General features: G+C 72.5%; 10 protein-coding genes and 2 rRNA genes. 5 read left to right on the top strand and 7 right to left on the bottom strand.

What is annotated here, in order from left to right:
• From RM590_RS23610 to RM590_RS23595, 4 genes are all read left to right on the top strand, one after another.
• Positions 1-103 (top strand): 23S ribosomal RNA (locus RM590_RS23610); the annotation flags it as partial.
• An 88-nt stretch (positions 104-191) separates the two neighbouring features.
• Positions 192-308: ribosomal RNA gene (gene rrf / locus RM590_RS23605) — 5S ribosomal RNA — on the top strand.
• A 102-nt stretch (positions 309-410) separates the two neighbouring features.
• Positions 411-1,394, top strand: a complete 984-nt coding sequence (locus RM590_RS23600; RefSeq protein ID WP_311706683.1) for a hypothetical protein — start codon at positions 411-413, stop codon at positions 1,392-1,394.
• Positions 1,394-2,041 (top strand): hypothetical protein, encoded by a 648-nt coding sequence (locus tag RM590_RS23595; RefSeq protein WP_311706682.1) that lies wholly within the window; start codon positions 1,394-1,396, stop codon positions 2,039-2,041. Before RM590_RS23600 ends, RM590_RS23595 begins: the two co-directional genes overlap by 1 nt.
• 9 nt (positions 2,042-2,050) lie before the next feature.
• Here the strand turns inward: RM590_RS23595 and RM590_RS23590 are convergent, their stop codons facing one another.
• From RM590_RS23590 to RM590_RS23580, 3 genes are read right to left on the bottom strand one after another with little or no spacing between them, the layout of a single operon-like run.
• Positions 2,051-3,844 carry an IucA/IucC family protein gene (locus tag RM590_RS23590; RefSeq protein ID WP_311706681.1) on the bottom strand — a complete coding sequence of 598 codons (1,794 nt, stop codon included), beginning with the start codon at positions 3,842-3,844 and terminating at the stop codon, positions 2,051-2,053.
• A 4-nt stretch (positions 3,845-3,848) separates the two neighbouring features.
• Positions 3,849-4,436: a GNAT family N-acetyltransferase gene (locus tag RM590_RS23585; RefSeq protein ID WP_311706680.1), complete on the bottom strand. Its 588-nt coding sequence runs from the start codon at positions 4,434-4,436 to the stop codon at positions 3,849-3,851.
• 47 nt (positions 4,437-4,483) lie between these two features.
• On the bottom strand, positions 4,484-5,743 hold the full coding sequence (locus RM590_RS23580; protein ID WP_311706679.1) for a DUF1015 domain-containing protein: 1,260 nt from the start codon (positions 5,741-5,743) through the stop codon (positions 4,484-4,486).
• Positions 5,744-5,789: 46 nt separating this feature from the next.
• Between RM590_RS23580 and RM590_RS23575 the strand changes: the two genes are divergently transcribed.
• Complete coding sequence (locus tag RM590_RS23575; RefSeq protein WP_311706678.1) at positions 5,790-6,884, top strand: HAD hydrolase-like protein; 1,095 nt, start codon at positions 5,790-5,792, stop codon at positions 6,882-6,884.
• A gap of 85 nt (positions 6,885-6,969) precedes the next feature.
• Here the strand turns inward: RM590_RS23575 and RM590_RS23570 are convergent, their stop codons facing one another.
• The 4 genes from RM590_RS23570 to RM590_RS23555 are packed head-to-tail and all read right to left on the bottom strand — an operon-like array spanning position 6,970 to position 10,973.
• Complete coding sequence (locus tag RM590_RS23570; RefSeq protein WP_311706677.1) at positions 6,970-7,806, bottom strand: siderophore-interacting protein; 837 nt, start codon at positions 7,804-7,806, stop codon at positions 6,970-6,972.
• Between the two features lie 28 nt (positions 7,807-7,834).
• Entirely contained in the window at positions 7,835-8,863 is a 1,029-nt protein-coding gene (locus tag RM590_RS23565) for an ABC transporter substrate-binding protein (protein WP_311706676.1), read from the bottom strand.
• Between the two features lie 14 nt (positions 8,864-8,877).
• Positions 8,878-9,912: an ABC transporter substrate-binding protein gene (locus RM590_RS23560; protein ID WP_311706675.1), complete on the bottom strand. Its 1,035-nt coding sequence runs from the start codon at positions 9,910-9,912 to the stop codon at positions 8,878-8,880.
• Positions 9,912-10,973 carry an ABC transporter substrate-binding protein gene (locus RM590_RS23555; protein WP_311706674.1) on the bottom strand — a complete coding sequence of 354 codons (1,062 nt, stop codon included), beginning with the start codon at positions 10,971-10,973 and terminating at the stop codon, positions 9,912-9,914. Before RM590_RS23555 ends, RM590_RS23560 begins: the two co-directional genes overlap by 1 nt.
• Positions 10,974-11,063: the final 90 nt, after the last annotated feature.

The raw sequence follows: 11,063 nt of genomic DNA, 5'->3' as shown, positions 1-11,063 counted from the left end.
GATGGGGTAAGGCTCCCTGGAGACGACGGGGTTGATAGGCCGGAGATGGAAGCCCAGTGATGGGTGGAGTTGACCGGTACTAATAGGCCGAGGGCTTGTCCTCAGATGCTCGCGTCCACTGTGAATTTTGATTGACCAATACTTCTCTAAGTGAATAGTGCGCTTGTTCGCTTGGAGCACTTCTAAAGTGTTCCGGTGGTCATGGCGGAGGGGAAACGCCCGGTTACATTCCGAACCCGGAAGCTAAGCCCTCCAGCGCCGATGGTACTGCATGGGGGACCGTGTGGGAGAGTAGGACACCGCCGGACAATCTTTTATGGGACCTCTGGTTCCCCCGCGTTCAGCTGGGGAACCAGAGGTTTTTTGTTTCGTGATGGGAAAGGCAGGAATTGCGTCGATGGCGAATTCAGATGAGGGACGGCCGCCGCGTCGCGATGGTCGCGATGAGGGTCGGAACCGCGGTTATCGACGCGAGGGTGGCCAGAATTCCGGCACGCGGGGTGACTCCCGTCGGGATGACCGACCGCGTGGTGGATTCCGTCGGGACGACCGTCCGCGGGGCGACTTCCGTCGGGATGACCGTCCCCGTGGGGAGTTTCGGCGTGATGACCGTCCCCGTGGGGAGTTCCGACGTGACGACCGACCGCGCGGGGAGTTCCGTCGCGATGACCGGCCGCGTGACGACCGTGGTCGTGGAGAGTGGCGCCGTGATGACCGCCCGCGCGGCGAGCACCGGCGAGAGGACCGGCCCCGGGACGATCGTCCGCGCGGGGAGTTCCGTCGCGATGACCGTCCGCGGGGCGACTTCCGGCGTGATGACCGTCCTCGTGGGGAGTTCCGGCGGGAGGATCGTCCGCGTGGGGAGTTCCGTCGCGATGACCGGCCGCGTGACGACCGCCAGCGCGGTGACTACCGCCGGGACGACCGTCCGCGTGATGACCGTCCCCGTGGCGACTTCCGTCGCGACGATCGGCCGCGCGGCGAGCACCGTCGCGACGATCGGCCGCGCGGGGAATTCCGGCGGGAGGATCGTCCGCGTGGGGAGTTCCGTCGCGATGACCGGCCGCGTGACGACCGCCAGCGCGGTGACTACCGCCGGGACGACCGTCCGCGTACCGAGTACCGCCGTGACGATCGTCCGCGCGGGGAGTTCCGCCGTGACGACCGGCCGCGGGGCGACTTCCGGCGGGATGACCGGCCCCGTGGTGAGTTCCGGCGGGACGATCGTCCGCGTGATGGGCGACCGCGGGGGGAGTTCCGTCGGGATGAGCGGGGGCCCGGTGGGTTTCGGCGTGGTGGGCGTGATGAGCGGCGGGGGGAGCCGGCTCGGCGGTTGCCCATTCCTGATGACGTCACCGGTGAGGAGATCGACCGGTCCGTTCGGCAGGAGCTGATGTCGCTGCCGAAGACGCTGGCCACCGATGTGGCGCGGAACCTGGTCATGGTGGCGAACCTGCTCGACGAGGAGCCCGAGCGGGCCTACGGCTACGCGCGTGTCGCGCTGCGGCTGGCCTCGCGGGTGGCCGCCGTGCGGGAGGCCGCCGGGTTCGCCGCGTATGGCGTGGAGAAGTACTCCGAGGCGCTGACCGAGTTCCGTGCGGCGCGGCGGATGTCCGGATCGGTGCATCTGTGGCCGATCATGGCCGACTGCGAGCGCGGCATCGGCCGGCCGGAGCGGGCCCTGGCGATGGCCGGGGAGCCGGAGGTGCGGCAGCTCGACAAGGCCGGGCAGGTGGAGATGCGTCTGGTCGCGGCCGGTGCCCGGCGGGACCTGGGGCAGCCCGAGGCCGCCGTGGTCACGCTCCAGAGCCCGGAGCTCGCGTCCACCGCCGTGCACCCCTGGACGGCCAGGCTGCGTTACGCCTACGCGGACGCGCTGCTGGCCGTGGGGCGTGAGGAGGAGGCCCGGGAGTGGTTCGCCAAGGCGGTGGAGGCCGACCACGGTGGGACCACGAACGCCTCGGACCGGCTGGCCGAGCTGGACGGGGTGGAGTTCGTCGACGCCCTGGACCCGGACGCCGACGAACTCGACGAGGACTGACCTCCCGGGTCAGGCGAAGCGCGCGATCGGATTCTCCAGGGTCCCGGCGAGTTGCAGGGCACTCGCCGGGTCCTGGAGGTCCACCATCTGGCGGTTGTCGCGGAGCTGAAGGCGGTTGAGGCAGGACAGGCCGAACCGTTCCGGGAACAGGTCGAACCGCTTGAACTTCTCGGCCAGGCCCGGGTTGGCCTGCTGGTAGTCGGTGACACACGCGGCCACGGTCGTCCAGAACGCCTCCTCCTCCAGGACGCCGGCCTCGCTCAGGATGCCGTTCAGGAAGCGGAAGAAGCAGTCGAAGACGTCCGTGAGAAGCGTCAGCGCCCACAGCTCGTCGGTGACCTCGATGCGGACGCGCTCCACCTCGGGCGGCAGCGGCACCTCCGCGTTCATCACGCCGATCTCCTCGGCGATGTCCTTCATGATCACGCGCTGGGGGACGCCGTTCTCCAGCACCATGATCACGTTCTCGCCGTGCGGCATGAACGCCAGGTCGTGGGCGTAGAGACAGTGCAGCAACGGAGTCAGGTAGGCGTCCAGATAGCGGCGCAGCCAGTCGGCGGGGTCGAGGCCGGACTCGGCGATGAGCGCGGCCGCGAACGAGCCGCCGTCGCGGTCCACGTGCAGCAGCGACGCCATGGTGGCCAGTCGCTGGCCGGGGCGCAGGCTCGGGACGGGGCTCTCGCGCCACAGCGCGGCGAGCATCTTCAGGTACGGGGAGCCCTTGGTGGTGGCGGCCTCGTACTGCTTGTGGTGGTAGCCGATGGCGGCGCGTTCCCGGAGGATGGAGAAGCCGGTGGCGGTGAGCACCTCGTCGTCGGCGATCAGGCCGGCCAGCCAGTCGTTGATGGCGGGCGTGGCGCGCATGTAGGCGGCGGACAGGCCGCGCAGGAAGCCCATGTTGAGCACGGAGAGCGCTGTCTTCACATAGTGCTTCTCCGGGGCGTCGGCGTTGAAGAACGTCCGGATCGACTGCTGGGCGCGGTAGGTGTCGTCGCTGGGGCCGAGCGGCACCAGATGGCGGCGGGCGACCTCGGCGGCGAAGGTGACCGCGATGCGGTTGGTCCACTGCCAGGGGTGCACCGGGAAGAGGTAGTAGTCGTCCAGGTCCAGGCCGAGTCGGGCCAGGTGGCCGGCGTAGGCGCGCAGGGTGGCGGGGGCCAGTTCGGCGGCGATCAGGGTGTCGTAGTCCAGGTCGGCGCAGGAGGTGAACGTGGTCAGCTCGCGGCGCGCGGCCAGCCAGATCAGCCGGATCGGGGTGCCGGTCTCGGGGGCGTAGGAGTGGTACTCGGCGGCGTCGAAGCCGAGGCGGCCGTTGTTGGCGACGAAGCAGGGGTGGCCCTCGGTCATGCCGGCCTCAATGTCCTGGAACCCGGCCCGGGCCAGCTCGGCGGCGGTGCGTCGCGAGGCGGCCAGCTTGTAGGCGGTGCCGGCCAGGGTGCTGCTGATCTCCTCCAGGTACACCGGGAGGATCTCGTCGCTCAGGCCGAGCGCGCCGCGCAGGTCGAGGAAGAAGTCGAGGGCGTCCAGGGGGAGCGGTGCGCCGGCGCGGTCGCGGGTGATGCTGTCGGCGTCGATGACCCAGTGGTCCAGGGATCGCAGGCGGGCGGTGAAGCGGTAGGCGACGGCGGGGTCGTCGGCGGTGACGGTGTAGCGGCCGTCGGGGCCGCGTTCGGGGGTGAGCAGGCGCTCGTGCGAGAACTCGGCGAGCGCCTTGCGTATGAGCAGCCGGTTGGCGCGTTCCCAGCGCTCCGGGGTGAGGTGGTCGACCACGTCGAGCGGTGCGGTGGCGGGGGGGACGGTCATGGGGTCACTCACTCCTGGAGGTGGCGGAGGCGGCCGCGGTGGCCTCGGCGAACTGCTCGCGGGTGCAGAAGCTGAGGAGGGCGTCCTTTCCGGGCAGCGCGACGGTGCCCTCGACGCGGAAGCCGACGGCGGCGTTGAGGGCGTGAACGGGCTTGTTGCGGGTGTCGGGTTCGACGACGACCCGGCGGGTGGCGGGGTCGGCGAACAGCAGCTCCATGACGGTGGTGATCACCGCGAGGGTGAAGCCATGCAGCGGGGTGTCGGTGGGGGCGACCAGGAAGTGCATGCCGACGTCGCCCGGTTGGACGGGGTAGGTGGCGCCGACCGGTTCGCCGGCGGGGTCGTAGCGTTCGACGAGGAACGCCGGCCGCCCGTTGTGCAGGCCGAGCAGCGCGTCGTGGCTCGCGGCGGCCTCGATGGCGCTGAACTCCTTGCGCACGTCGGCGAGTTCGGCGTCCTGCATCAGCCAGAACGCGGACTTGGGGTGGGTGAGCCAGCGGTGGAGCAGCTCGGCGTCGGCGTCCGGATCCACGTGGGTGAGTGAGAACTCCCCGAGCCGGTCGTCCTGGCGGGCGAAGATGATGGCGCTCATGCGGCTCCCAGATGCGGTGGGCGAACTGGGAGTGAGGTTAGCCTAACCTAATTTTCCTCGGCAATGTCGAGTGGCCGGAGCACCAGCCCGGTGGCCGGTTTCGGGCCGAACGACGTGGACTTCTGCGGCATGGTGACGCCCCGTTCGGCCAGGGCGCGCACGGTGCTCTCGGGAACGGCGCGCAGCAGGACGGCGCTGCCGCCCGACCGCGCCGCCTGGTTCAGGGCGGCCTCCGCGTCGTGCAGATACCGGACGGCGGCCGGGGGGCGGACCAGGGCCGAAAGGGCGGCGCCCAGGATGGTCGCGTCCAACTCGCGCCACGCGCGTGGCCGGTCGGGGCGCGCGGTCCGGTCGGTCAGGTGCGTGGCCGGCCGGTCCAGCAGGTGGAGGGGGCCGTCCCCGCCGAGGAGGAACGCGTTGCCCGGGGTGCCGGCCAGGGCGCGCAGCGCCTCGGGCAGGGCGACGTCGAGGCGGCGGACCCGGAACGCGTCGCCCAGTCGGCCGAGGACGGCGGCCGGGGGCAGCCCGGGCAGCACACGGTGGATGGCCTGCACGCGCAGCGGGTAACGGGCCGTGTCGACCAGGAGGACCAGGCCGCGGTCCCAGGGCGGTTGGCCGTCGCGCTCGGCGCGCAGCCGCAGATAGGTGGCCCAGCGGTGGTGGCCGTCGGCGATCAGCGCCCGGTGCCCGGCCAAGTCCGCTGTGATCTCGGCCAGTTGGGCGGCGTCGGTGACCGGCCACAGCCGGTGCTCGGTGCCGTCGGCCGTGGTGGTGGCCAGTAACGGGGTGCGCCCGGCGGTCCGTTCGACGACGGCCGCGGCCCCGGACGGGGGGCCGGTGGCGGCGCCCCGGTAGGCCAGCAGCAGCGGTTCGAGGTTGGTCTCGGTGGCGCGCATCAGGGCGGCCCGGTCGGCGACGACCTCGGGCAGCACGTCCTCGTGCGGCAGGACGACGCCCTCCTCCGGCGGGGTCAGCCGGAGGGCGCCCAGCAGGCCGCGCTGGAGCGAGCCGGCGGCGCGTTGCTCGTACACGTAGACGGCGGGCGTGGGGTCGAGGGCCAGCACGCCCCGGGCCCGCCAGTGGCGCAGGGTCCGGGCCGCGCGCCGGTGCCCGGCCGCGGGGTCGCCCGCCTGCGGCAGGATCAGCCGGACAATGTTGTACGGGTCGGCGGTCTCCAACTCGTGCAGCCCGTCGGGGCGGACCACGACGTCATAGGGCGGCGAGGTGACGGCGGCCAGGCTGCTCACGCGCTCGGGGACGTAGCGCAGGGCGCGGAACGGCGCGAGATCCAGGCCGGCGGCGTGCATCCCCGCATCGTATGTGCTCCGGCGATGGGGGATGATCGGAGCCGACATGGCTGACTTCATCGCTTCATCGACACCGGCGCCCTCCACAGCGGCGCAAGGCACTCCCGGTGCGCGGACCGGCCCGGCCGGGTCGGCGCGCGCGCTGAGCGAGGTGTACGACACGGCACTGCTGGATCTGGACGGGGTGGTCTACGCGGGCGGGGACGCCATCCCGCACGCCGTGGAGTCGCTGCGCGCCGCGCGGGCCGGCGGCATGCGGCTGGCGTATGTGACCAACAACGCCGCCCGCACGCCCGAGACGGTCGCCGGGCATCTGAGCCGGCTCGGGGTGCCGGCGGACCCGGCGGAGGTGGTCACCTCGGCGCAGGCCGTCGCCCGGCTGATCGCCGAGGAGGTGCCGGCCGGGGCGCGGGTGCTGTGCGCGGGCGGCGAGGGGCTGCGGGTCGCGCTGCGCGAGCGCGGGCTGACCCCGGTGGACTCGGCGGACGACGACCCGGTGGCGGTGGTCCAGGGGTATGGCGGGCCCGAACTGCCCTGGGGCGTGCTGACGGAGGCGGCGCTCGCGGTGAACCGCGGCGCCTCCTGGTTCGCGTCCAACACGGACCTGACGATCCCCAGCGGCCGGGGCATCGCGCCCGGCAACGGGGCCGCGGTGGAGGTCGTGCGGATAGCGACAGGCCGCACGCGGGAGCCGCGGGTGGCGGGGAAGCCGCGCCCGCCGATGCACCGGGAGAGCATTCTGCGGACCGGCGCCGAGCGGCCGCTGGTGGTCGGCGACCGGCTGGACACGGACATCGAGGGCGCGCATGCCGGCGGCGTCGACTCGTTGCTGGTGCTGACCGGGGTGACGGACGCGGCCGAGCTGCTGGCCGCGCGGCCGGGGCACCGGCCGACGTATGTGGCGGCGGATCTGCGGGGGTTGCTCGTTCCGCAGCCGGAGGTCGTGCGGGACGGGGACGGCTTCGTCTGCGGGGGCTGGCGGGCCCGGGCCGGGGAGGGCCGGCTGGAGCTGGTGGCAGGCGCGGTCGGCGGGGAGCCGCTGGACGGGCTGCGGGCGCTGTGCGCGGCGGCCTGGACGGCGGCGGGCGCGGCGGCCGGTGCCGTGTCGGGCGACCGGGCGCTGGCCGAGCTGGGGCTGTAGCGGGGGGGCGACGAGGGAACGGGAACGCCGCCGCGCCGGGCGGGCCCTGACCCGGCGCGGCGGTCGCGTTGGTGCCGCCGGGGGCTCAGGCCGCGGCGGCGATCGCCTCGGCGATCAGGTCCTCCTCGGAGATCCCGCGCCGCCAGTAGCCGGTGAACGTGATCCGCTCGCGGTCGACGCAGCGGTCGTTGACCAGATGGCGGCGCTGGTCCCGGACGGCGGCGGCCTCGCCCGCGATCCAGGCGTAGGGAGCGCCCGCGGGCAGCACGGCCGCGCGCAGCGAGTCGACGATGGCGGTGCGGTGGCCGCGCGGGAGTTCCTCGCGGCACAGCCAGGTGATGTCCGCGTCGGCCTTGGTGGACAACTCCTGCCGGTCGGCGGCGTGTTCGACCTCGATCCAGACCTTGGCCGGGGTGCCGGGCGGCAGCCAGGCCAGGATGCCGGCCACCGCGGGGAGCGCGGTGGCGTCGGCGGTGAGCAGGATCCAGTCCGCGTCCGGGGGCGGGCGGAAGTCGACGCCGTAGTTGTCCTCGTCGAGCGGGCCGAGCAGCGTCACGGGGTCGCCGGGGCGGGCGCACTGGGCCCAGTGGCAGGCCGTTCCGGTGTCGCCGTGCAGGGCGAAGTCGATGTCCAGCTCGTCGGGCTCGCGGCGCTGTTCGCGGATGGTGTAGGTGCGCAGCACGGCGCGCTCCTCCGGGTCCATGCGCTGCCAGGCCGGCCACCACTCGGCGGCCATGCCCCGGGGAACGGCCGCCCGGTCCTGGCCGGGACGGGGCAGGAACAGCTTGCAGCGCTGGTCCCGCCCGCCGCTGGCGAACTGGCCGAGCCGTTCCCCGCCCAGGGTGACGCGGGTGAAGCCGGGGCTGATGCGAGTGGCGCGCAGGACGTGCAGGTCGAAGAACTCGAAGGGTGCGGCGGTCATGGTCGTCCTCTCGGTCCCAGCCCGGGCGTCAGCCGAGCTGCTCGGCGTTGCTGATGGTGTCGGAGAGCTGTTCGAGGATGGGCGCGTAGCCCGCGTGGCTGTAGCGCTCCTCCATCGACCAGGGCACGACCCGGCCGGCGGCCACGGCCGGCAGCCGGGCCCAGGTCGGCTTGCGGGCCAGGTCCTCCGGGCGCAGGGCCTGCGCCCGGTTGTCCAGGAGGATGATGTCGGCGTGGTATTTGTCGGCGTTCTCCCAGCTCAGGAACTCCCAGAAGCCCCACTCGTCGACCTGTCGGCCCTCGACGACGCCGACGCCGAGGTCCTTGAAGTAGTGCAGGTCGGTGTAGGAGTCAGGGACGGCGACGTACAGGTTCTCGTCGTCGGCGGAGACGGCCATGACCTTGATGCCGGGGTTGTCGCGGGCGGCCCGGCGCAGGGACTCGGCGGCTGCCTCGAAGCGGGATCTGGCCTCGGTGACGGCGGTGGCGGACAGGTCCGCGCCCAGTGCCTCGGCCAGTTCGGCGTACCGGGCGATCGGCTCCAGGAGGGAGACCCGGGCGCCGGTGATGCCGATGGCGGGGGCGAGCCCGAAGATCTCGTCCCGGGCCTCCTCGGGAACGAACCACAGGTCCGGCGGCGGGAACATGTTGCTGATCAGCAGATCGGGTTCCAACTGGGCGTACTTCTCGATGCTGAACTCGCCCCATGCCTCGCCCACGCTGGTGAGCCGGGAGACATCCAAATCCCCGGCCTGGGGGTTGGGCTCGCCGTCCACGGGGCTGCTCGGGCCGAAGATCCCGACGCACTCGATGCCGTAGTCGTGCAGCGCGGCGGCCGAGCTGACGAACGCGACGATGTTCGACGGGGCGGCGTCCAGTTCGACGGTCTCGCCGCGGTCGTCGGTGAACGACCAGCCGCCGCCGCCCGGTTGGCCCTGGGCGTCGCCGTCGGCGTTCGCGCCCTCGTTGTCGTCGCTTTCGTCGCCGCAGGCGGCCAGCAGCGCGCCGGCACCCAGGGCGCCGCCCGCGGCGAGGAGGGAACGGCGGGAGGGGGACATGGCGGGGTGCTCCTTCATGAACCGCTCACCGCGGTGGCCGTGCGGAGGGCCTCGGCGAGGTCCTCCAGCAGCGGGGCGCAGCGGGCGTGGCTGTAGGCGGGCTCGGACGTCCAGGCGGCGACCTGGCCGGCCTCGACGGCGGGCAGGGCCCGCCAGGTGGGCTTGCTCTCGGCGAGCTGGTCCGGCTGGAGATTGGCGGTGCGGTTGTCGACGAGGATCAGGTCGGCGGGGTAGCGGTCCACGTCCTCCCAGCTCACCGGCTCGAAGACGCCGTCCTGCGGGTTCTCGGGGGTGATGAACTCCACGCCGAGGTCCTGGTAGTACGTCAGATCCGGGAGCTGCTCGGGGGAGGCGAACCACACCTGGTCCGCCGTCGCGGACAGCGCCAGCACCTTGATGCCGGGGTTGTCGCGGGCCGTTTGGCGCAGGGCCTCGGCGGCGGCCTCGAAGCGGGACCTGGCCTCGGTGACGGCGGGCGCGGACAGGTCCGCCCCGAGCGCCTCGGCGAGCTCGGCGTAGCGTTCCACGGCGGTGCGCAGCGGGGTGGCCAAGGTGAGGATGCCGACGCTGGGCGCCAGGGCCAGGATCTCGTCGGCGCTGTCCTCCGGCACGTACCAGAGGTCGGGCACGGTGTGGACGTTGCTGATGAGCAGGTCGGGTTCGAGGCGGGCGTACTCCTCGATGTTGAACTCGCCCCAGGCGTTGCCGACGACGGTCAGCGCGTCGACATCGAGGTTGACCGCCTGGACATCGGGCTCGCCGCCCGGCAGCAGCGTCGGGCCGAACACGCCGGTGCACTCGATGCCGTAGTCCACGAGGGCGGCGGCCGAGCCCACATAGGCGACGAGGATGCGCGGGGCGGCGTCCAGTTCGACGGTCTCGCCGCGGTCGTCGGTGAACGACCAGCCGCCGCCGCCCGGTTGGTCCGCGGTGTCGCCGTCGCCGCTGTCCTCGCCGCCGCAGGCGGTGAGCGCGGTCAGGGCGCCGAACGAGCCGCCGGCGGCGAGGAGTCCGCGGCGGGAGAGGCGGGAGATGGGGGTGGCGGTCATCAGCTCACCTTCCGGGCGTTTCTGATCGCCTCGGCCAGCGCCTCCAGCAGCGGGGCGCAGCCGGCGTAGGAGTAGATGGGCTCGCTGTTCCAGCCGGTGATCTGGCCGGCCTCGACGGCGGGCAGCCGGGTCCAGGTGGGCTTGTCGGCCAGCGCGTCGGGCTGGAGGGCCACGCTGCGGCTGTCCAGCAGCAGCACGTCGGCGGGGTACTTGTCGGCGTTCTCCCAGCTCAGGCTCTCGAAGAAGCCGCCGTCGTCGAGGTTGTCGGGGGTGATGAGTTCCACGCCCAGGTCCTTGAAGTAGGCCAGGTCGGCGGAGGAGGCGGGGTCGGAGGCGTAGAACAGGTCGGCCGCGCCGGAGCAGGCCAGCACCTTGATGCCGGGGTTGTCGCGGGCCGCCTGGCGCAGCGACTCGGCGGCGGCCTCGTAACGGGACTTGGCCTCGGTGACGGCGGTGGCGGACAGGTCGGCGCCCAGCGCCTCGGCCAGCTCGGTGTAGCGCTCGATGATGCCCTGGAGCCGCACGTCGGGGTTGTCGGCGGTGGGCGCGACGAGGATGCCGACGCTGGGGGCGAAGGCGGTGATGTCCTCGGTGCTCTCCTCCGGCACGTACCAGAGGGCGCCGGGCTCGAACATGTTGGTGACGAGCAACTGGGGCTCCAGTTGGGCGTACTCCTCGACGTTGAACTCGCCCCAGGCGTTGCCGAGAACGGTCAGGCTGTCCACGTCGAGGCTGCCGGCCTGCACGTCCGGCTCGCCGTTGGGCAGCGTGGTGGGGCCGAAGACGCCCACGCTCGCCACGCCGTAGTCGTGCAGCGCGGCGGCGGTGCCGACGAACGCGACGATCCGCTCGGGGACGGCGTCCAACTCGACCGTCTCGCCGCGGTCGTCGGTGAAGCTGAACGAGTCGGCGGCCGCGTTGCCCCCGCCCGAACCGGAGTTGCCCGAGCCGTCGCCCGACGAGTCGTCGCCGCAGGCCGTCAGCAGAACGCCGGCCCCCACGGCGCCGCTCGCGGAGAGCAGGGCCCGGCGGGACAGGAACGGGATACGGGAACTGGTCATAGAGTGCTGCCTTGGTCTCTCGAAGGGCGTAAGCGAAGGTTAGGCTAACCTAACCCTATGCCGATTGAGAGTTCTAGCACGGGGAGTTCC

Source organism: Streptomyces litchfieldiae (assembly GCF_031845365.1).
In the GTDB taxonomy this organism is placed as follows: domain Bacteria; phylum Actinomycetota; class Actinomycetes; order Streptomycetales; family Streptomycetaceae; genus Streptomyces; species Streptomyces litchfieldiae.
Note: the sequence above shows the minus strand (reverse complement) of the source record. Positions and strands in the feature narration are given on the sequence as shown.